The 20,624-nt window shown below is 44.2% G+C and carries 18 protein-coding genes and 1 pseudogene; 11 read left to right on the top strand and 8 right to left on the bottom strand.

From position 1 onward, the window contains the following. The first annotated feature begins 241 nt into the window (after positions 1 to 241). Positions 242 to 604: a 6-carboxytetrahydropterin synthase QueD gene (gene queD, locus L3V30_RS00095; protein ID WP_005376896.1), complete on the top strand. Its 363-nt coding sequence runs from the start codon at positions 242 to 244 to the stop codon at positions 602 to 604. Positions 605 to 694: 90 nt separating this feature from the next. On the opposite strand, the gene L3V30_RS00090 is transcribed toward queD, so the two are convergent. The 5 genes from L3V30_RS00090 to L3V30_RS00070 all read right to left on the bottom strand — a co-directional run bounded on the left by L3V30_RS00090 (position 695) and on the right by L3V30_RS00070 (position 6,840). Then, positions 695 to 1,162: a GNAT family N-acetyltransferase gene (locus L3V30_RS00090; protein WP_237308030.1), complete on the bottom strand. Its 468-nt coding sequence runs from the start codon at positions 1,160 to 1,162 to the stop codon at positions 695 to 697. Positions 1,163 to 1,256: 94 nt separating this feature from the next. Further along, positions 1,257 to 2,972: an EAL domain-containing protein gene (locus L3V30_RS00085; protein ID WP_237308029.1), complete on the bottom strand. Its 1,716-nt coding sequence runs from the start codon at positions 2,970 to 2,972 to the stop codon at positions 1,257 to 1,259. 210 nt (positions 2,973 to 3,182) lie between these two features. Further along, on the bottom strand, positions 3,183 to 4,544 hold the full coding sequence (locus tag L3V30_RS00080; protein ID WP_005396900.1) for an L-serine ammonia-lyase: 1,362 nt from the start codon (positions 4,542 to 4,544) through the stop codon (positions 3,183 to 3,185). Positions 4,545 to 4,642: 98 nt separating this feature from the next. After that, complete coding sequence (locus L3V30_RS00075) at positions 4,643 to 5,896, bottom strand: aromatic amino acid transport family protein (protein ID WP_005396901.1); 1,254 nt, start codon at positions 5,894 to 5,896, stop codon at positions 4,643 to 4,645. A gap of 344 nt (positions 5,897 to 6,240) precedes the next feature. Further along, complete coding sequence (locus tag L3V30_RS00070; RefSeq protein WP_203343310.1) at positions 6,241 to 6,840, bottom strand: CoA pyrophosphatase; 600 nt, start codon at positions 6,838 to 6,840, stop codon at positions 6,241 to 6,243. Positions 6,841 to 7,082: 242 nt separating this feature from the next. On the opposite strand from L3V30_RS00070, the gene L3V30_RS00065 reads away from it, so the two are divergent. Together L3V30_RS00065 and L3V30_RS00060 are read left to right on the top strand one after the other, a co-directional pair. Beyond that, positions 7,083 to 7,622 (top strand): heme NO-binding domain-containing protein, encoded by a 540-nt coding sequence (locus L3V30_RS00065; protein WP_012841652.1) that lies wholly within the window; start codon positions 7,083 to 7,085, stop codon positions 7,620 to 7,622. Positions 7,623 to 7,629: 7 nt separating this feature from the next. After that, positions 7,630 to 9,330 carry an ATP-binding protein gene (locus tag L3V30_RS00060; protein ID WP_114323198.1) on the top strand — a complete coding sequence of 567 codons (1,701 nt, stop codon included), beginning with the start codon at positions 7,630 to 7,632 and terminating at the stop codon, positions 9,328 to 9,330. A gap of 371 nt (positions 9,331 to 9,701) precedes the next feature. Here L3V30_RS00060 and pabB read toward each other — a convergent pair whose 3' ends face one another. Continuing rightward, positions 9,702 to 11,063 carry an aminodeoxychorismate synthase component I gene (gene pabB / locus L3V30_RS00055; RefSeq protein WP_237308028.1) on the bottom strand — a complete coding sequence of 454 codons (1,362 nt, stop codon included), beginning with the start codon at positions 11,061 to 11,063 and terminating at the stop codon, positions 9,702 to 9,704. Between the two features lie 270 nt (positions 11,064 to 11,333). On the opposite strand from pabB, the gene L3V30_RS00050 reads away from it, so the two are divergent. From L3V30_RS00050 to L3V30_RS00015, 8 genes are all read left to right on the top strand, one after another. Next, entirely contained in the window at positions 11,334 to 12,851 is a 1,518-nt protein-coding gene (locus tag L3V30_RS00050) for a fumarate hydratase (protein ID WP_005376905.1), read from the top strand. Positions 12,852 to 13,024: 173 nt separating this feature from the next. After that, positions 13,025 to 13,210 (top strand): hypothetical protein, encoded by a 186-nt coding sequence (locus L3V30_RS00045; RefSeq protein ID WP_012841654.1) that lies wholly within the window; start codon positions 13,025 to 13,027, stop codon positions 13,208 to 13,210. Positions 13,211 to 13,473: 263 nt separating this feature from the next. Then, entirely contained in the window at positions 13,474 to 14,850 is a 1,377-nt protein-coding gene (locus L3V30_RS00040; RefSeq protein WP_237308027.1) for a YcjX family protein, read from the top strand. After that, entirely contained in the window at positions 14,847 to 15,887 is a 1,041-nt protein-coding gene (locus tag L3V30_RS00035) for a TIGR01620 family protein (protein WP_237308026.1), read from the top strand. Before L3V30_RS00040 ends, L3V30_RS00035 begins: the two co-directional genes overlap by 4 nt. Before the next feature lie 100 nt (positions 15,888 to 15,987). Continuing rightward, positions 15,988 to 17,532 (top strand): transcriptional regulator TyrR, encoded by a 1,545-nt coding sequence (gene tyrR, locus L3V30_RS00030; protein WP_237308025.1) that lies wholly within the window; start codon positions 15,988 to 15,990, stop codon positions 17,530 to 17,532. 36 nt (positions 17,533 to 17,568) lie between these two features. Next, complete coding sequence (gene rimJ / locus L3V30_RS00025; protein WP_046876178.1) at positions 17,569 to 18,153, top strand: ribosomal protein S5-alanine N-acetyltransferase; 585 nt, start codon at positions 17,569 to 17,571, stop codon at positions 18,151 to 18,153. Between the two features lies 1 nt (position 18,154). Next, positions 18,155 to 18,742 carry an HD domain-containing protein gene (locus L3V30_RS00020; RefSeq protein ID WP_237308024.1) on the top strand — a complete coding sequence of 196 codons (588 nt, stop codon included), beginning with the start codon at positions 18,155 to 18,157 and terminating at the stop codon, positions 18,740 to 18,742. Between the two features lie 13 nt (positions 18,743 to 18,755). Further along, positions 18,756 to 19,229 (top strand): DUF2947 domain-containing protein, encoded by a 474-nt coding sequence (locus L3V30_RS00015; protein ID WP_237308023.1) that lies wholly within the window; start codon positions 18,756 to 18,758, stop codon positions 19,227 to 19,229. A gap of 43 nt (positions 19,230 to 19,272) precedes the next feature. Here the strand turns inward: L3V30_RS00015 and L3V30_RS00010 are convergent, their stop codons facing one another. Together L3V30_RS00010 and L3V30_RS00005 are read right to left on the bottom strand one after the other, a co-directional pair. Beyond that, on the bottom strand, positions 19,273 to 20,235 hold the full coding sequence (locus L3V30_RS00010; RefSeq protein WP_012841657.1) for an integron integrase: 963 nt from the start codon (positions 20,233 to 20,235) through the stop codon (positions 19,273 to 19,275). Between the two features lie 272 nt (positions 20,236 to 20,507). Further along, positions 20,508 to 20,624: pseudogene (locus L3V30_RS00005) on the bottom strand (ISAs1 family transposase); the annotation flags it as partial.

The raw sequence follows: 20,624 nt of genomic DNA, 5'->3' as shown, positions 1-20,624 counted from the left end.
GCGCACTGCGAACAACGAAATGAATGATTGTGACCCCACTCATGTTAGGGATATGTAATTGTGATGTGAGTGCTGTGTAATCAAATGTTTGGCGCATGACAGAAATACGACGATCAGGACAAAGGTTTAATTATTTTCGCTGAGAACAAACGGCGTTTTGCTACGCTTGTATTGAGTAGCACTTGTCTGTTGGCAGTGAATTCCTTAGTATTGCGTGTCTTTTTAAAGCCTGAGAATCAAGATGAAAACAGAATTGTACAAAGAGTTTATGTTCGAAGCGGCACATCACTTGCCACATGTACCTGAAGGCCATAAGTGTGGTCGTTTGCATGGACACTCTTTCTTAGTTCGTCTTTATGTAGAAGGTGAGGTAGACCCGCATACTGGTTGGGTAGTGGATTTCGCTGAAATCAAAGCGGCATTCAAACCAATTTACAATCGTTTAGACCATTATTACCTGAACGACATTGAAGGTTTGGAGAATCCGACGAGCGAAGTGCTAGCAAAATGGATTTGGCAACAGCTTAAGCCAAGTTTACCGTTGCTAAGCAAAGTAGAAATCAAAGAAACGTGCACAGCCGGTTGTATTTACAAAGGTGAATAAGTCACTTTTTATTGAGCATTGAAGACAAAGGCAAGCCATGAGCTTGCCTTTGTTGTATCTGGATATTCCCTATTTTTTATACTTTTCTTGCTAGCTCAGTGGATGACGTAAAATCCACTCTTTTCCGTTCTCACCAAACGTTGTTTTCTCTGTATTGATGAATCCACACGCATCAAGAAAACTGATAGCGTATTGCTGACTCTGTGGCACAGTGACGCAAAGAGAGGTGCTTTCAGGGTCAATGGTATACGCATAAACGAACAGTTTGCGTAACGCTTCACTCCCAACCCCTTGGCGTTGGAAACGTCGATCAACCATCAAGTACTTGAGCCCCAGTTCATGCCTTTTGGCAAAGGGCGCATGTTGGGAGAAGCCTTTATCGATAACAAGATAGCCAACTAATAGATCGTCAGAATAAATCGTAAAGAACGCTTCAGACTTATTGCGTTTTTGATAAGCCACTTCAAACGGCGTAGAAAATCCTTTCTGCTCTTCCTGCACATCCAATTGCATCAAACTCGAAAAATCTTTCAGTTTGGTGGGTTTAATAGCAATCATCGTTCAACCACAAATTGGCGGCATATCCTCATGCCGCCACGAACTTTAATAGAGTACTCCCTCTAGTTTAAGTAACTCACGAGGTTAAGAAAAGCTAGAAATGCAGAGGATAATAATAACCTTGGTGAATATAGGCGCCTAATGTTGTGAGTAAGTGAGCGCTATCGGCGGTTTCTACGCCTTCAACAATGACGGTACACCGATACGTATTTCCCATGGCGATTAACTGACGCAACGTTTCCACTTTCTTATCGTCCGACTTTAAACCAATCACAAATTCCCGATCTATTTTCAAATAATCTGGATTGATTTTACTGATGAGCGACACGTTGTTGTTGCCAGTGCCAAAATCATCGATACTGATTTTACAATCCAGTGCTTTTAGTTTCGCGACATTGCCATAAATCTCGGAGGTATAGTACATCGATGCATTTTCCGTGATTTCAATCGTCAGCAAACGACAATCTCGGTTAGATAGTTCTCTGTGTAGGATTGAAAAGTTGCGTCCTCGCAGCAAAGAAGGACAAACATTAATGCTGATAGGAATAGGCAAGGCTTTGTGCTTAGTATAGATGGACTCTATCACCAGTAAGGTATGAGTGAGGAGCAGCCCATTGCGGAGCAGTGTCTCAATAAACCGTTGCGTATTTTTTACCTTAAACCGCGAGAGCGCTTCGTAATGCACAATCTTTTGCGCTGAAGTGTCATAAATCGGCTCCAGTTTGATTTTAAATTGTCGAATTGCACACAAATAAGCCATAAAGGCTTGTAGGGAGCGATGACGCAGTATTATGAGAAACAGCAAGCTTAATAAAATGATGCTCTGAAACGGTCCAGAGATGTAATACACCTCTTTATAGCCGCTGTTTTTCACGTGATAGTTGAAAAAGCGTTCATTGGTGTTACCAATTTCTAAAGAGGTCCCTGTATTGGTTGATAGCTTCATGCCGGAAAGAAAAAAACGCGAAATATGATTTTCAACGTTGTCGGATAAGTTAATGTTTTTGACACGAACCAAAACGGTCGCGTTATTCAAGTCAAATGATTGGGTCGTATAATTGCTATTATTACTCCACTCTTCAAATGCTTTTTTGCTGACAGGGACAACGGTTTCGGGGGTGACTAAACACCGGATATTGAAACGGTCCAGCATCATGCTCGATTCCACCAGCTTTACATTATCAAAGAGCGACTTCAATTCTCTTTCATCAGCAAAGCAGCTCTTTTGGGAAAGGTTTTCTGCAATTTCGAAGGCGTTATCAAGATAATTATGTTTCACAATGCTGTTTATCGCGTAATAACAGATGGCAAAGAAAATGATCGCTGTGCTCAAGACGACCCACAGCGTATCTGAATAGATCTTTTTATTACGCAGACAAATACGAAGGGCTTTGCCAAGGCTGTTTGTTGTGTATTGATTGATCTTGTGTTGATGGTCGATGCCATTCTGATGGTTGTTTTGCATAGTAAAAGGGATGAAGTATCCGGTCCGGTGAATATTTTCGATAATATTTTTTTTTGTGGTTACGTGTTCTTCCGTGAGCTTGCGAAATTTCCTTCTTAGAGCGGCCACCGCGTTTTTAAAGCCATTTTCAGGCAGTGTCATTTTGTATTGTTGAGTGATTTTGCTTTCTATCAATCGCTGGCTAATTGGCGTATTTAAGCTGCCGTATTTGGCGATGGTTGACAGAATGGCGTACTCATTTGGGTTGACTGGAATGGAGTGGTGGAGTGATTGATTGAGCTCTAAAGATATTTCGTTTTCGGACAAGCAAACGCAGATTTGGTTTCCAATTTCAAACCTAATCATGTGTTGGTGTGCTCCAAGTTTAATTTTTGGCTACGTTATCAATAAAGCTAGGAGAGGGATGTGATTTTTTACGGGGATATCCATAATAATTGGATATATTCAAGGTTTTAGGTTTTTTTATGCTGGGCGTAGCAACCCATTATTCATGGTTAATGAGGTATAAAAAACCCGAGCAGCGGCTCGGGTTTCGTCGATATTCAGCAAGGCTTATTAACAGATAACTTTTACTGCTAGGCCGCCTTGAGAAGTCTCACGGTATTTCGCGTTCATGTCTTTACCTGTCTCTAGCATTGTTTCGATAACTTTATCTAGAGAAACAGTAGGAGCAGAAGAACGACGCAGTGCCATACGAGTTGAGTTGATTGCTTTTACAGCTGCAATACCATTACGCTCGATACATGGAACCTGAACCTGACCTGCAACCGGGTCGCAAGTTAGACCTAGGTTGTGCTCCATCGCAATTTCAGCCGCCATACATACTTGCTCTGGGCTACCACCCATAAGCTCAGCAAGGCCCGCTGCTGCCATAGAACATGCCACGCCAACTTCGCCCTGACAGCCAACTTCTGCACCAGAGATAGACGCGTTACGCTTGTAAAGGCCGCCAATTGCACCAGAAGCTGCGAAGTAACGGATGTAGTCTTTCTCAGTTACGGTTTGAATAAACTTGTCATAGTAAGCCAGTACCGCAGGGATGATGCCACATGCACCGTTAGTCGGCGCAGTTACAACACGACCACCTGCTGCGTTCTCTTCGTTTACAGCAAAAGCAAACATGTTTACCCAGTCAACAACAGACATTGGATCGTTCGTTGTTTTTTCAGAAGTAAGCAGTTGCTGACGAAGTGCTGCCGCGCGACGAGGCACGCGTAGTGGACCAGGCAGAATGCCTTCTTCGTTCATACCGCGATCCATACATTCGCGCATTGTGCGCCAGATGTTTGCGAAGTAAGTACGAGTTTCTTCGTCAGAATGAAGCGCATGTTCATTTTTCATGGTTAGCGCACTGATAGACAGGCCGCTTTCATGACATTGCTTTACAAGCTCTTCTGCCGTTGTAAACGGGTAAGGAACTTTTACTGGGTTCTCAACTTCTTTACCGAAGTTTTCTTCATCAACGATGAAACCACCGCCGATAGAGTAGTAAGTTTTTGAGTACGCTTTTTCGTCATCAATCCAAGCGTGGATTTGCATGCCGTTTTCGTGTAACTCAAGGTTTGTTTTGTGGAAGTTCATTCCACCTTCACGTGGGAACGATACTGTGTGACAGTGCATGCCAACAGGAAGGCGTTCAGTTTCTTCTACGCGAGCGATAAAGCCCGGGATAGAATCGATATCAACTTTCTCAGGAGTGTTGCCTGCAAGACCCATGATGATAGCAATATCTGTGTGGTGACCTTTCCCTGTCAGTGATAGTGATCCATAAACGTCAACGGTGATTTTAGTGATGTCGCGCAGTTTTCCCATTGCGCGAAGATCATCAATAAACTCTTTACCCGCTTTCATTGGGCCTACAGTGTGTGAGCTTGAAGGTCCAACACCGATTTTATAGATATCAAAAACACTAATCATATCGATTACCTCAGAAGAAAGCCTCCCAAGGGGAGTTGGGAGGCTTAATTTTATCGTTATATTTTTGGATTAATCATACCGTGCTAGGGCAGGGATGATTAAAGAGCGCCGTAGATTACAGAACTAATGGCAGCAAGACCACAGATTGCTGTGAAAATTTGCACAGGTGCTGAAGTTTTGTACTTAGCCATTGCTGGAACTTTTTGCATTGCGAAGATAGGCATCAAGAATAGGATTGCCGCAATCATCGGTGCGCCCATTGTTTCAATCATACCTAGGATGCTTGGGTTAACGATAGCAACGATCCAAGTTGTGATTACGATGAAGATAAGAGACATCTTCTCGATCTTGCTTACTGGTGATTTTGAACGAGATTTCACTAGACCAACTAGACCTTCATGCGCACCTAGGAAGTGGCCGAAGTAGCTAGAAGTGATAGCCGCGAAAGCAACCAGTGGACCTAAGTAAGAGATCAGTGGAGACTCATGAACGTTTGCTAGGTAAGAAAGAACAGAGATGTTTTGCTCTTGTGCTGTTGCTAGTTGCTCTGGAGACAGAGAAAGTACAACAGAGAAAACGAAGAACATTACAAAGCCCATTAGCATCATCGCTGCGCCACCAGTGATAGCGTCAGTTTTCTTAACTGCGTCATCACCGTATACACGACGTTGTTCTTTAGAGAACTGAGAAATGATTGGGCTGTGGTTGAAAGAGAACACGATAACAGGGATTGCTAGCCATACGATAGCTGGCATTGCACCCCAGTCAGGTGATACTTCCATCATTGACGTATTCCAACCAGGAATTAGGTACACAGACAGCGCTAGTAGGATGAACACTAGAGGGTAAACCATCGCTGAAGTTGCTTTCAGCATAAGCTCTTTACCGAACACTACGCCCGCTGTCATTGCAGCGATAAGTGCACCGGAAAGTAGCCAGCGAGGAATAGATTCCATACCCATTTGGTTAACTAGGAAAGAGTCAACCGTGTTTGTGATACCAACACCGTAGATAAGTACGATTGGGTAGATAGCGAAGAAGTAAGCGAACGTAATAAGGTTTGCGCCAGTCTTACCAAAGTGCTCTTCTACTGTGTCAGTGATGTCCGCTTCTGGGTTTTTCGCAGAAAGAACGAAGCGAGCTAAAGATTTGTGTGCGAACCAAGTCATTGGTGCTGCGATTAGGGCTAGGATTACTAATGGCCAAAAGCCACCTGCACCTGCTTTAATAGGAAGGAATAGTACACCGGCACCTACTGCCGTACCAAAAAGGGACAGACACCAGGTAAAGTCTTTGTAAGAAAACTTACTAGACGATTGTGCGGTAGAAACCGCAGAAGTAGTTGTATTCATTTTTTAGTTACTCATTTTGGGAACAGGAAATAAGTCGGGAGTAATTTTGCAAGATTTTACACTAGGAAAATTAGATCTAAATCATTTATTGCTTACGCTTATTGAATGATATGTCAAAAACCTGCTTTTTATCACGAAAATGATGTGCTACTCGTGATTTCTGCTAATGAGTAAAATTAGAAAAACTTATCAATGGGGCTGTTTGTATAAATTTATTTCACCGCAAGCGTTTGCGGTGAAAGCGGCAAATTAATCTAATGTGAATGAATGTTTATGAAGCAACGTTTTATTAATATTGATGCGCATGATGATCGCATCCATAAAAATACCGATATCAGAAGTTTTTAATGTGAAATGATATGTTTTTGCATTGATTCGATGATTTGTGCGGTCATGCCCCAGATGAAATGCTGTCTATATGGGATAGCAAATACACGATGACTGCTGTTTTTTAGGTCAAACTTGGTGCTGTACAACTTTTTCGGATTCAGAATGTGGTTGGCAGGAACTTCAAAAACAGACTCCACCTCATTTGGGTCAATATGCGTTTTATACTCAGGAGAAATAAAGGCCAGAAAAGGTGTCACATTAAACTGACTAATCGTTGGCAATGTTGGAAGCTGGCCAAATACATGAATATGTTCATCTTCTATGCCGATCTCTTCTTTGGTTTCTCGTAAAGCCGTATTGATTAGATGCCGATCTTCCTGCTCAAACTTACCGCCGGGGAAACTGATTTGTCCCGGATGATGACGCAAGTGCGCTGCTCGCTTTGTCAAAATGACCTGTAGCCCCTCCGGGCGTTCTACAAAACCAATTAAGACCGCTGCGTCTCGCAGTGATTTTCCTTTCATCCATTTCAGTCGCGCGAGGGACTCTTTGTGGTAACCCGTTGGAAGCCGAAATTGAAAGTTTTGCAGTAATTGAGTTTTGTCGATAACCAAACCAAATCCTTATTTATTGTGCCTAACCACTATTTATTATACTCAATGGCCGCAAGAGGCGCGGTGCTATCGCCGTTGGTCTGGTATTAAAGTATTAGTATGGCAATACCAAAGCACGGCCATTGGTTCTTTCCCTGCTTTGTGTCATGTGTCTCACTCTGCTTGGGTATAATAATTTGAAACTTATAAGGTTATAAACCATTCTTTATTTTAAGACGTCACTATGGGGCAAGTATTGACTAATGAAAGGGATTATTTTCACCGAGTTCATGGAGTTAGTGGAAGAGAAGTTTGGTCTCGATGTGTTAGACCAAGTGCTCGATCTTTCTAATGACGAAGGGATTTATACGGCAGTTGGTAGTTACGATCATAAAGACTTGGTTAAATTGATTGTGAATCTCAGTAAAGTATCTGGTATTCCGCCTGAACAACTGCAAGAAGTATTTGGAGAGTGCGTTTTTTTGAATTTACTTCGCTCGATTCCTAGTCATGCCAGTTTGCAGCAGTGTGAAACGACATTTCAATTTGTTCGCCATGTTGAAGATTTTATTCATGTCGAGGTCAAAAAGCTCTACCCAGATGCTAATCCTCCTCAGTTTGATTTTATCAGCGAGACTCAATCAAACATGGTGTTTGATTATCGGAGTGCGCGGTGCATGTCTCACGTATGTTTAGGTCTAATAAAAGGTTGCGCAGCGCACTTTGGTGAAGTTATTCATATCAAACACCAAAACCAGTCAGAAGATGGTAGCCAGGTTCGCTTTTGGTTAGAGGCACAATAAGAACGATATGACAGGAAGTTCCTCGCTAGAAAGGAAACTCAAACGAGAAATCGAATCAAGAAAAGCAGCTGAGCGGTTATTGGAGCAGAAGAGCTTCGAACTTTATGAATCTACTCAACAGCTAAGTGTTGCTTTGAAAAAGCTTGAGTTGAAATCAAAAAAGGATTTACGCAAGTTTGAGTTCGAAGAGAAAGTTGACGCGACGCTGATTAAGTTTGGTCGAACTTTTTTGTCGAGCACGTTTGATGAAGCCATGATTGCCAGTTTTATTGAACAGCTCACTTCGAACTCAATCATTTCTGCGGCTTACTTACATCTTGATTCCACAAAACTCTCTTCTTTGCGCCGACATCATTTTGGTCATTTACAGCTTCGCCATGAGAATACGATTAAGACTGTCCCCAATTGGCAGGGGGAGAACTTGCATTTGCCTATCATCATTGACAAGCAAACAGTAGGGGAGTTGATCTTCTCTGTTCAGTTGGATCAAATCGATCAATCGTTTATTTCCAAACAGATGGAACTGGTATCGGATTTGGTTCATGGGGTCATTGGGCGGCATTTGAGTTTAGAGCGAGAAGTGGAGCTGCGAAAGCGAGCAGAGGAATCGGAAAAAGCGACGAAAGAGTTTGTCGCCATGATTAACCACGAGTTGCGTACACCTCTTAATGGCGTATTAGGTAGTGCTGAACTACTAAGTCGAACACAGTTAGGTGAAGAGCAACGCCATTACCTAAACAACTTGACTCAATCGGGAGACTTGTTGAGGGTCATCATTAACGATCTTCTCGACTTCAGCAAGATGAATGCCGGTATGATGGAAATCATCGATAAGGTCTTTGCTTGGGAAGAGCTTGAAAAAGCCATCATGGGCGTATTTTCAGCTAAAGCAGCAGAAAAGCGAATTCATTTCTCCATCGATAAAAAGCTCGGTATTCCCGAGTTTTTAGTTGGTGACTTAGAGCGAATTACACAGATCTTGGTCAACTTGGTGGGCAATGCTATTAAGTTTACTCATTTGGGTGGGGTGGTGCTGCGAGTGGAGTGGATAAACGGTATTGCGCATTTTGAGGTTGAAGACACGGGTATTGGCATCCCGATAGAAGCACAGCCCTCATTATTTGACCCATTTGTGCAAGTAGATCGCTCGGCGAAGCGCAGTTTTGAAGGCTCAGGTTTGGGCCTTGCGATTTGTAAAAATCTAGTGGATTTGATGCAGGGCGAGATTAGCTTTGAAAGTGAAGAACGCAAAGGTACCACCTTTAAAGTCTCTATTCCTCTAAAGGAGGGACAAGCCCAAGGCGCAGCTGAGGGGGAATTAGCTACCATAGAGCGAAGTGATTTGGCAGGACGCTCAATACTGGTGGTTGACGACATCAGAATGAACCAAGTGATAGTTACTCAAATGCTGAAAAAACTCGACATTACGCCTGATTTAAAAGCCAATGGGAAAGAAGCCTTAGAAGCGGTGAAAAACAAAGATTACGAACTGATATTTATGGACTGCCGAATGCCAGAAATGGATGGTTATGAGGCGACGATGTATCTGAGAGAGCGTGGCTTTACTCATCCTATTATCGCATTAACCGCTGGCACTACCATCGAAGAGCGTCAAAAGTGCATTGATTCAGGCATGGACGACATCCTCACTAAACCGTACACCGCAACCGATATTGAACAGATCATGTGTAAGTGGCTTGAGCAGTAGCCGTTGCCTCTTAAAAAACGGATGCTTGTTGGCTAACGGCTAAAAGCCAAAGTACCTGTAAATAAAACACACAAAAAAACGCTCCACACTGGATAATGCCGATCGCTTAACGATGTTTTTTGTGTCATTCCAGCGAGTCTTGGCGAGACTAAGAATCTATTAGCAGCATGCTGAGCGGCTAGTGAAACAAATTTGACCATAAAGTGCTCGGATAGAAGAGCCTACATCACGCTCCTTCGTCGCTGTACAGGATGACGAGATACAGAAATATGCCCACTCGCTGTTAAACGAGCGGCATTATCCGTGCTGGAGGCGTTTTTGCTTGTTTTCGTTAGCAGGATTCAAGCGACGTTGTCATCTGTCGAAACCTACTATTGCAGCGCTGGTAAAATCTTTGAGAGCTTATCCAACGTTTCTTGATATTCAGAGGCGCAATCGCTATCTGCCACGACGCCGCCGCCAGCCCAAGCGTAAAGTTTGTTTTTTTCCGCTACAAGAGTTCGGATAGTAATGCTGGTATCCATACGACCATGGCGAGAAATGTAGCCAATACTGCCGCAATACGCGCTTCGTCGATGTGGCTCTAACTCTTCAATGATCTGCATTGCGCGAACTTTAGGTGCGCCGGTAATTGAACCGCCTGGAAAACACGCTCGCAGCAAATCTGCAGGAGAGTATTGTTCATCCAAATTTGCACGAATGGTGCTCACCAAATGATGCACTGCGGGGAAGCTTTCAATCTCAAACAGCTTTGGCACGTGAACGCTACCCGGTGATGCAACTCGACCAATGTCATTACGCAGCAAATCGACAATCATTAGGTTCTCTGCCTGATCTTTTTCCGCTGTCTGCAAGTCATGGGCATTAGCGTTATCTTGCCTTGGATCTTCGCTGCGTGGTCGAGTACCTTTGATTGGTTTCGTTTCAATGACGCGATCTTTGAGTTCTAAAAAGCGTTCTGGAGAGATACTCAAAATCGAAGACTCTGGCATACGGATAAAAGCGGAAAATGGCGCTTGGTTGGCGGACTCCAATTTCAGATACGCTTGCCACTCACTGCCTTGATACGGTGCGTTAAAGCGTTGCGCCAAATTGATCTGATAGCAGTCACCGCTCAACAAGTATTCTTGCACCTTGTCAAAGCGAGTAGCGTAGCTCTCTTTCGTCATGTTTGACTGCCAATCACCAGACAGAGCGAAGTCTACGCTTTGCTCTGCTTCTTGCTCGTCTAACCATTGCCAAGCTTGCTCGATATTCTGACCGACTAGGCAGGCTTTTTTAAGCTTGTGGTCAACAACAACGGCCCATTCATACAGACCTACCGCCATATCAGGCGTGTTGAGATCTTTTTCGGCCAGTTCTGGCATCGTTTCTACGCGTCGACCTAAATCGTAACTGAAGTAACCGAGCGCTCCGCCGACAAAAGGCAAATCCAATTCTTTATTTAACTCAACGTGAGGAAGCCACTGTTCTTGCAACTGATGAAGCAGCGCGAATGGGTCATCTTGAGTTGAATAGGCATTCGATGGCGTTTCAACTTGTGTAATTTCGGCAGTGGTTTCTAACGTTGCAATTGGGTTGGCAACCAACACATCGAAGCGGCTATCGATATGCGTTTCTGATGCAGAACGCAGCAACATCGCCCAAGGCTGGTGTTGAATGCGAGAAAAGAGGTGAAGAGCAAACTCTGGTGCATATTCCAGCGCTTTAAAATCAATGAATTGATTGTCCATGTTGTTCATTTGTGTAATTTGTGACAAAGAGATCGTTCACTGCATGGCATGTCATGGGCAGCAAGAGTATCATATTCCTCTGTATAGCCAAACACCCTCTATTCATAGGGTTTTGAGATGGTTTACAAGTAGGCGACTTCAGCGTTTCGTGTGTCGATATCAGCCGTTCGACAATTGTTTATAAAAAACGAAGCTCAAAAGAGCAATAAGCTCAACAAACAAGATTGAAGCCAAGCCAATAATGGAAGCATAACTATAACGAGGCATGTAATGACGGTAATACGCAAGCAGGATGTGATCAGCAGTGTCGCTGATGCGCTACAGTATATTTCTTACTACCACCCGCTAGACTTTGTTCAAGCTCTTGAAAAAGCCTATCACCGCGAAGAGAGCCAAGCCGCTAAAGACGCGATTGCTCAGATCCTAATTAACTCCCGAATGTCCGCAGAAGGTCACCGACCAATTTGTCAGGATACTGGTATCGTGACGTGTTTCGTCAACATCGGTATGGGCGTGCAATGGGACTCAACCGACATGACGGTTCAGCAGATGGTAGATGAAGGTGTTCGACAAGCGTATACGAACCCAGACAACCCGTTGCGTGCGTCAGTACTTATGGATCCTGCCGGTAAACGTATTAATACCAAAGACAACACGCCTGCCGTCGTACATATCAACATGGTTCCGGGCGATAAAGTTGAAATTCAGATCGCTGCGAAGGGCGGCGGTAGCGAAAACAAAACTAAGATGGTGATGCTAAACCCATCTGACGATATTGCTGAGTGGGTAGAAAAAACGCTACCAACAATGGGGGCGGGCTGGTGTCCTCCTGGCATGCTTGGCATTGGTATCGGCGGTACGGCTGAAAAAGCAGCGGTATTGGCAAAAGAATCTCTAATGGAACACATCGATATTCAAGAGCTTATTGACCGTGGCCCGCAAAACGCAGAAGAAGAGCTTCGTCTTGATATCTTCAATCGCGTGAACAAACTTGGTATCGGCGCGCAAGGTCTTGGTGGTTTGACAACCGTTGTCGACGTTAAGATCAAAACGGCGCCAACGCACGCGGCTTCTAAGCCTGTTTGTTTGATCCCGAACTGTGCGGCGACTCGTCACGTACACTTCACGCTTGATGGCAGCGGCCCAGCAGAGCTCACGCCACCTAAACTAGAAGATTGGCCAGACATTACTTGGGAAGCGGGAGAAAACACGCGTCGCGTAAACTTAGACACGATTACTAAAGAAGAAGTACAAGAGTGGAAGACAGGCGAAACCGTTCTTCTATCAGGTAAAATTCTGACTGGCCGTGATGCTGCGCATAAACGTATTCAAGGCATGCTAGATAATGGCGAAGGTCTACCAGAAGGCGTAGATCTAAACGGTAAGTTCATTTACTACGTAGGCCCTGTCGATGCAGTTGGTGATGAAGTCGTTGGTCCTGCTGGCCCAACAACATCAACGCGTATGGATAAATTCACCGATATGATGCTAGAAAAAACAGGCATCATGGGCATGATCGGTAAAGCTGAGCGTGGCCCTGCAACGGTTGAATCTATCAAGAATCACAAAGCGGTTTACCTAATGGCTGTCGGCGGTGCTGCGTACTTGGTTGCGAAAGCGATCAAGAAAGCTCGCGTTGTCGCATTTGAAGATTTAGGTATGGAAGCGATTTACGAATTTGAAGTTGAAGATATGCCAGTAACAGTGGCTGTAGACTCAAATGGCGTTAACGCGCACCAAATCGGTCCTGACACTTGGAAAGTGAAAATCCAAGAGATGGAAGCGTAAGGCAAACGGTAATCTTACATTGTCTCAGTAGAGAGAATGTGACAAGGTGCTGATTTACCTAGCAAACATTTGACAAAAGTGCAGCGAAAACTGCACTTTTTGTCTATATAATGTAGATATAAACCTCAGGGCATAGCAATCAAACGTTATGCGAACAATAATTAGGAGACGGCATGCCTCGTTTTATTCAGATTCTACAAATTATTCTTGCTGTAGTGGTAGGTGGCTTTGTTGGCTACGACTTGATCCTTCACGGCATCAGCATCTTTGATGAGAAGTACGTGACCATCACGTGTGTATTGTGGCTGATTTTAGAAATCGCTCTATTTGTTATCTATAAATTAATCGAAGACGACTAGACTCAAAGAAAGCAGGTTTCTGTTCAACACAGTAATCAGCCTAAATAGGGTCACTAATGCTTTAGTGTTGATTAAGTAAGCCTCTGAACCACTCAGAGGCTTTTCTTTTTTTATCCTGCTTTAAGCGAATGTTTTGTTCATCTTTTATTAAGGTATATAAAGTTAGACTCATAGAGTTAAGTATTGAAAGGTAAATATTCATAGATTAATACCCGAAGTGGCTGATAACGTTGTTTTAGAGCGGAGTAAGATAAAGAAGCGCAATGAAAAGAATAAAGAAAGAAGTCAATGACTTTATCAACAGAGGTATGGACTCCAATGTTCGAATTGCCGTCACCGGACTTTCTCGTGCCGGTAAGACGGCATTCATCACGTCATTAGTAAATCAGCTTCTCCATACCGCTACCCATGATAATTTGCCTCTTTTGACTGCAGCCAGAGATAAGCGTCTTATTGGAGCGAAGCGTGAACCTCAAGCGAATATGATGGTGCCACGTTTTGCTTACGACGAAGCGATGAGCCAGATCCATGCGACCCCACCTCAATGGCCAGTACCAACACGGGATGTGAGTGAGATTCGCTTAGCGCTCAAGTACAAACCAAATAAAACCACGAAAAAGCTGTTGAGTAAAACCGCAATTTTAAATGTTGATATTATCGACTATCCAGGAGAGTGGCTGCTCGACCTGCCGTTATTGGACATGGACTTTGCGACGTGGTCGCAAACTCAGTTTGATGCACTTAAAGGCCAGCGTGGCGATTTAGCCAAAGCTTGGCTGTCTGAATTAGAAAAGGTGGATCTTTCTGCTGAAGTGAACGAGAAACTACTCGAGAAAGTTGCGCATACATACACCGAGTACCTTCATGCCTGTAAAGACGCAGGTCTTCATTGGGTACAGCCTGGCCGCTTCGTATTACCTGGTGAGCTCGGAGGCGCGCCAGTGCTACAGTTTTTCCCGTGTCGTGCTGATTCGGAAAGCAAGGCGCTTAAGGGCAGCAACTTGGCGATGCTCGAAGCGCGTTTTCAGGAATACCAACAGAAAGTAGTGAAAGCGTTTTATAAGCATCACTTTGCGACCTTCGATCGCCAGATTGTACTTGTGGATTGCTTGCAGCCTCTCAATGCCGGCGATGAAGCGTTTTACGACATGCGCCAAGCGCTAGAGCAGATCATGCATAGCTTCCGTTATGGTCGTAGTAGCTTTTTGCGCCGTTTATTCTCACCAAAAATCGACAAAGTGCTGTTTGCTGCCACAAAAGCGGATCACATAACGCCCGATCAGCATCCCAATTTAGTGTCTTTGCTACAACAAATGGTGCATCCAGCGTGGCAAACCGCAGCCTACGAGAATATCGAGATGAGTTGCATGAGTATCGCTTCTATCCAATCAACCACGACGGGATTTATTTCTTCTGGAGATAAGACGATTCCGGCGTTACAGGGTACGACGTTGGATGGTGAACCGATGACGATGTTCCCGGGAGAAGTGCCGAAAAAGCTACCAAATGCGGCTTATTGGCAAAACAACGGGTTTGATTTTACGTCATTCCGTCCAATGCCCTCAACGAATGATGAGCCAGTGAAGCACATACGCTTAGACAAAGCACTGGATTACCTGATTGGAGATAAATTGAAATGAGTGAGTTGAAGCAAAAACAAGTTTTCTCTGAAAAGGCAATGGAAAAAGAGCAGCAATCGAATCAACCGGAGTTAACGGCGCAGCAAACATTCGGCGAAAAAGAAACATTCGTACCTGTTGAAGTTAAAGAAGAGCGCCAGGAGACCGAACAGGAATTGCAACTCGAGCATGTCATTCGTCCGAAACCGGGCAGAAAGTGGCTCGCGACTGGCACATTTGCCACCTTCGCTGGTTTGGTTGGCTGGCAAGCGGTGGACTCGGTTATAACCGCAATTCAAACTTCTGATTGGCTGGCTTTAAGCTGGACGGGGTTTATTGCTGCGATCGCTTCGCTTGGTTTAGGGGCGATGGGTAAAGAGCTTTGGAAACTGCGCAAACTACGAAATCATTTTAGTGTTCAAGAAGAAGCAGAAGCGCTTGTTAATAGTGAGAGTGTGGGGAAAGGGAAAGCCTTTTGCGAAAATGTGGCAGAACAAAGTGGTGTGATGGCAGAGAGCCCGGGCTTTGATCGTTGGCAGAACAGTATTAACCCTGCTCATAGTGATGCTGAAATCCTTGATATGTATGACTCGATGGTTGTGAGCCAACAAGACAAATTGGCAGCGAAAATCGTATCGCAGCACGCAACCGAGTGTGCGGCCCTGGTCGCGGTGAGCCCTCTGGCTGCCGCTGATATGTTGCTGGTGGCGTGGCGAAATTTCAAAATGATCGACAACCTCTCCAAAGTATATGGGGTAGAGCTAGGTTACGCCTCTCGCATCAAGCTACTAAAAGCGGTATTTGTCAATATGGCGGCGGCTGGTGCCAGTGAGCTAGCTATTGATGCCAGTATGGACTTGATGTCGATGGACCTTGCAGGCAAAGTCTCTGCTCGTGCGGGACAGGGGCTAGGCGTTGGTATTCTCACTGCACGTTTGGGCTTGAAAGCGATGACCTTATTGCGTCCACTACCTTGGTATCCTGACCGTCAGGTTAAATTGGGCACCATACGCAAGGCAGTGGCGGCGAAAGTTGCATCAATTACGATGAAACCGTAACGAATATCAACTTTGATGGATAGGATTGCTTGACGCGATTCCAAGCATGATAGAAACTACTGTCAACTTTTCCTGACAGTTGTGAATTGGGATATTTTAAGTGCGTCTTGAAGTGTTATGTGAAGATCGACTCGGCTTGACCCGAGAACTGCTCGATATTTTAGCGTCTAAAAGCATCGACTTGCGTGGTATCGAAATCGATATTAGCGGTATTATCTATTTGAATTGCCCAGATATTGATTTTGATACGTTTAGTGAGCTGATGGCTGAAATCCGCCGTATTCCGGGGGTGAAAGACGTACGTAAAATCCAGTTTATGCCGATGGAACGCCACAATACGGAGCTGCTCTCGCTAGTTGATAACTTGCCCGATCCGGTCTTTGCCATCGACCTTAAAGGTGCCGTAGACATGGCAAACATGTCTGCACTTTCACTGCTTGGTCTTCGCAAGCAAGAAGTAATTGGTACGCAGATCGGAGCTTTGCTGCCAAGTGTTCGTTTTTCTCGCTGGTCTGAAGGTGTGAATGGCAGAACGCGGGAAAACCTTGTGATTGATGGCTTGGACTATGTTCTTGAGTTGATGCCAGTTTATATCCGAGACGAAGCGCAAAACTCGACCTTAGCTAGTACACTGATGACGATTCGCTCTAGTCAGCAAGTCGCAAGAATTGAAGAAGCGCTACCACTGCATAATCCTCTGGGTTTTGAGCACTTTGTTGGTATATCGAACCGTCATAAAGCGCTAATGAACCAAGCTAAGAAGCTGTCTGTGCTTGACCAACCACTGTTAATTGAGGGCGAAACAGGGACCGGTAAAGAAATGCTTGCTAAAGCTTGCCACAGCCGTTCTAGCCGTGCGAGCAAGCCATTCTTAGTTTTGAGTTGTGCTTCGATGCCTGACGATGTAGCAGAAACCGAACTTTTTGGTCATGCGCCGGGTTCATTTAATCATGAACAAGGTCACAAAGGCATCTTTGAGCAAGCAAATGGCGGGACAGTATTTCTTGATGAAATCGGTGAAATGAGTTCGCATCTTCAAATCAAGCTGTTACGTTTTCTACAAGATGGTAATTTCCGTCGTGTCGGTGCAGAAGATGAGATGCATGTCGATGTTCGTATCATCGCTTCAACAAAACATAACCTTGCCGAACTTTCTGAGGCAGGAATGTTCCGTGAAGATTTGTATTATCGTCTCAACGTACTTACGCTCAGCATTCCTCCGTTACGTAAGCGCTCAAATGACGTTGCACCATTGCTTGAGTTGTTTGTGGCGAAACATGCTCAACAGCTTGGTATTGATAAGCCAGAGTTTGATGATGGCCTAGTTGATGCCCTTGCAAATTATCAGTGGCCAGGAAACATGCGCCAGCTGGATAACATGGTCCTTCGAGCGCTCACAGAAATGGATGGTGGTATACTAAACGCGGAGCACTTCAATTTACCTCAGCCTCAATCAGTCGGCGCAGGTAGTGCAACGCTTAACATCGATGGTTCATTGGATGAGATCATGCGTGACTATGAATCTCAGGTTCTGGAGCGTTTGTATCAGTCATTCCCATCAAGCCGCAAGCTTGCTAAGCGCTTAAATGTATCGCATACCTCAATCGCTAATAAACTGCGTGATTACGGTATCCGCAAGAATTAATCGAATTGAACGAAAAGACGGAATTAATCATTTGTAATGGAAGATAACAGCTCATCTATCGCCGTTCATAAGTTGGACGGTGACTTGCTTCTTCGTACCGCTGAAATCGGTGACGCAGATATGATTGCCGAGTATTTTCAAGCGAACCGAGAATACCTGAAACCGTTTGAGCCGAAACGTGAAGAGGCTTTTTTCTCAGTTAACGGTTGGTTGCAAAAGCTTATCAAGCTCAATGAGCTGCATCGAATGGGGTTGGGGTATTATTGCCTCTTGGTCAGAGCCTCTTCGGGTGAAATGCTAGGTACGATATCCTTTAGTAATTTGAGTCGTTTCCCTTTTTATTCTTGTAACGTCGGATACTCTCTCGCTGAAAAAGCGCAAGGGCATGGTTATATGCGTCGTGGATTAACTATGGCTTGCGACTACATGTTTAACGTTCAGAAACTGCATCGTATTCAAGCAGGGTACATGCCTCACAACAAACGCAGTGAATCTGTGCTAGAGCATGTAGGTTTCAACCGAGAAGGGTATGCAAAAGATTACCTTTTGATTAATGGTGAATGGCAAGACCACGTTCTAACGTCACTTATTAATCCGAATTGGCAACCAGAAGGGCGATAGTATGGAGCGATTGGAAAAGCAATTAGCACTTGTAATCGAGCTCGATAAACTCAAAAGTATTTTGCGCCGAACCCGAGTTAAAAGTGCTGAAGGGCGTCTCGAAAATAGTGGTGAGCATAGTTGGCATGTCGCACTGATGGCAATATTGATGGAAGAGCATGCAAATGCACCTGTTGATATTTGCCGAGTGATGAAAATGTTATTGATACATGACGTAGTAGAGATCGACGCGGGCGATACCTTTGTTTATGATACTGCCGCGTCTCAAGAGCAAGCAGAAAAAGAAATTAGTGCCGCAGAGCGCTTGTTTGGTATGTTACCCAGCGATCAGGAGCAAGAGTTATTGGCGCTTTGGCATGAATTTGAAGCCGCGCAGACCGATGATGCTAAGTATGCAAAAGCACTCGACCGGTTAATTCCAATGCTCTTGAACTACCATAATAATGGTCAGAGTTGGAAGGAGCATGGCGTCTCCCGTGAACAAGCACTTACCATTAATAAACGAATTGAATTTGGCTCTGTTACCTTATGGGACAAAGCGAAAGAGTTGATAGAAGAAGCCACAGAGAAAGGTTGGCTGAAATCGTAATAAAGGAGACTGAATGTCTTATTTGCCTTTGGATGAATACCAAAGAAAATGGATTTTTACGCATCAGTCGATGCCTGTGCCAGAAGAAGATTTGGCTTTTATTAAGCCGATGAGCCAAGCTCGTTCAGCACAATTTTGGAAAGAAAATATTAGTGCTCAAAGCCCCGATATGGATCGACTTAGCTCCCAAGATTGGCCAATGAATGAGGCGAACTGGTCTGAAGTCGTTGATTGGATGGCTGCGTGGGAGTTGGATGATCCGGACATGCCAGCGGAAGTAGAGGCACATGTCGATTGGCAAGACGATGTGACCGTTTACTTTTGCTACGAGAAGTACAATGTCATCGAAACTAAGTGGTCGATTTTTAAAAAGCATTGGAAGAACTTTCTCTTTTATGATGATGGTCCAATATTGATTGGACGTCGCCGCTCACAAGCGCTTTGGTTTGATTCAAAAGGCAATGTGAAACTCGGTGTTCGTCAATAGCGAGTTATACAGCAAGCCACCTTTTCGAGGTGGCTTTGTTTTTCTAAAGGCTGGATAATGGACTCAACACGCCACCAGCCCCGCGCTCGATAACGTGAGTATAAATCTGGGTGGTTTTTACATCGGTGTGACCAAGCTGCTCTTGTACTGTTCTAATGTCAGCACCAGACTCCAATAAATGTGTGGCAAAGCTGTGCCTGAGTGTATGGCATGTTACTGTTTTCTCGATACACGCATCCGTTGCAGCGCGCTTTACCGCTCTTTGTATTGCACTTTCATTGATATGATGCCTTCTGAGCTCTCCGGTGTCCCGATCTGTACTTAACTTTGTTGATGGGAATAAAAAGTGCCAGTTAAAATCTAGCTCCGCTTTTGGGTATTTACGTCGTAAACCTTCAGAGATGTATACACCCGCATAACCAGGCATGTGTCTATCTTTAAAATAGTAATCTCTTGCTAAATTAACCTGAGCTTTAAGCGGCTCATGTAGCTCTTTTGCTAACGTTACGGTACGATTTTTACCTCCTTTTCCTTGCCAAACACGAACTGCGCCATAATCATAATCGATGTCCTGAACTCTTAAGCGCAAACACTCCATGACTCGAAGCCCTGAGCCATAAAGCAACTGAATATGGAGTTTATACCTCGGGTCGATATGTTGAACGAATCGTCGGATCTCCTCCCTAGTTAATACAACGGGAAGTTTCTTTTCGGTCAGGGATTTCTGAAATCTCATATCAAGTGATAGTGGAGTTTTGAAATAATCACGATATAAAAATGATATTGAGTTTAGTGCCAAAGCTTGCGTTTTTACCGCAACTTTTTCTTTTACCGCTAAGTAACTCAGGAACTGAACGACATCATCTTCTGCTAGTGTTGAAGGGTGGGCAAGCTGGTGGAAAGTGATAAAGCGTTTTATCCAAAATAGATAACTTTCGATGGTTTTATTCGCATAATGACGAGTAAGCATGTGCTCTTTTACACTAAGTAAAAACTGACTTTTCATGATAAAGTTGACCTGTTTATTTATACAGTCTCTTTAATCTATCACCTCTTTTGTAATTAGCGTCCATTGCGCCGTCTAATTGCGCGCGCGACCACACATATTCATACTGTTTTTCTATTTGTTTCATGCATATAGGTGCTACGATTTATAGCGCTTTTGATCAGAAAGAGGGCGGTAGCTTGCCAGAAAGGAGGCAAATTGCCGTATAGAAAGCGTTAGTTTACAAGGAGATTATAATGGCAACACTTCGAATTTCTAAAGGCAGGGCAAGATTACGAAGCCCCTTGTACTGCAAGGACTTGCGAAAGGTAGCTATTGCTACGGTTTGCTTTTTTCTGCTTTCTTTTGATCCCTGCTTTGAAGCTGGTTTCTTCCGTCAGCAGATTTAA

Source organism: Vibrio sp. A1-1 (assembly GCF_021728175.1).
GTDB classification, from domain to species: Bacteria; Pseudomonadota; Gammaproteobacteria; order Enterobacterales; family Vibrionaceae; genus Vibrio; species Vibrio diabolicus.
Note: the sequence above shows the minus strand (reverse complement) of the source record. Positions and strands in the feature narration are given on the sequence as shown.

What these genes read in the sequence shown, in the direction of transcription:
- L3V30_RS00040 (WP_237308027.1), top strand. Translation starts at nt 13,474, where the DNA reads ATGAAAAGAATAAAGAAAGAAGTCAATGACTTTATCAACAGAGGTATG.
- rimJ (WP_046876178.1), top strand. Translation starts at nt 17,569, where the DNA reads ATGGAAGATAACAGCTCATCTATCGCCGTTCATAAGTTGGACGGTGAC.
- L3V30_RS00050 (WP_005376905.1), top strand. Translation starts at nt 11,334, where the DNA reads ATGACGGTAATACGCAAGCAGGATGTGATCAGCAGTGTCGCTGATGCG.
- L3V30_RS00015 (WP_237308023.1), top strand. Translation starts at nt 18,756, where the DNA reads ATGTCTTATTTGCCTTTGGATGAATACCAAAGAAAATGGATTTTTACG.
- L3V30_RS00065 (WP_012841652.1), top strand. Translation starts at nt 7,083, where the DNA reads ATGAAAGGGATTATTTTCACCGAGTTCATGGAGTTAGTGGAAGAGAAG.
- L3V30_RS00060 (WP_114323198.1), top strand. Translation starts at nt 7,630, where the DNA reads ATGACAGGAAGTTCCTCGCTAGAAAGGAAACTCAAACGAGAAATCGAA.
- queD (WP_005376896.1), top strand. Translation starts at nt 242, where the DNA reads ATGAAAACAGAATTGTACAAAGAGTTTATGTTCGAAGCGGCACATCAC.
- L3V30_RS00045 (WP_012841654.1), top strand. Translation starts at nt 13,025, where the DNA reads ATGCCTCGTTTTATTCAGATTCTACAAATTATTCTTGCTGTAGTGGTA.
- L3V30_RS00085 (WP_237308029.1), bottom strand. Translation starts at nt 2,972, where the DNA reads ATGATTAGGTTTGAAATTGGAAACCAAATCTGCGTTTGCTTGTCCGAA.
- L3V30_RS00035 (WP_237308026.1), top strand. Translation starts at nt 14,847, where the DNA reads ATGAGTGAGTTGAAGCAAAAACAAGTTTTCTCTGAAAAGGCAATGGAA.
- L3V30_RS00010 (WP_012841657.1), bottom strand. Translation starts at nt 20,235, where the DNA reads ATGAAAAGTCAGTTTTTACTTAGTGTAAAAGAGCACATGCTTACTCGT.
- L3V30_RS00020 (WP_237308024.1), top strand. Translation starts at nt 18,155, where the DNA reads ATGGAGCGATTGGAAAAGCAATTAGCACTTGTAATCGAGCTCGATAAA.
- L3V30_RS00090 (WP_237308030.1), bottom strand. Translation starts at nt 1,162, where the DNA reads ATGATTGCTATTAAACCCACCAAACTGAAAGATTTTTCGAGTTTGATG.
- pabB (WP_237308028.1), bottom strand. Translation starts at nt 11,063, where the DNA reads ATGGACAATCAATTCATTGATTTTAAAGCGCTGGAATATGCACCAGAG.
- L3V30_RS00080 (WP_005396900.1), bottom strand. Translation starts at nt 4,544, where the DNA reads ATGATTAGTGTTTTTGATATCTATAAAATCGGTGTTGGACCTTCAAGC.
- L3V30_RS00075 (WP_005396901.1), bottom strand. Translation starts at nt 5,896, where the DNA reads ATGAATACAACTACTTCTGCGGTTTCTACCGCACAATCGTCTAGTAAG.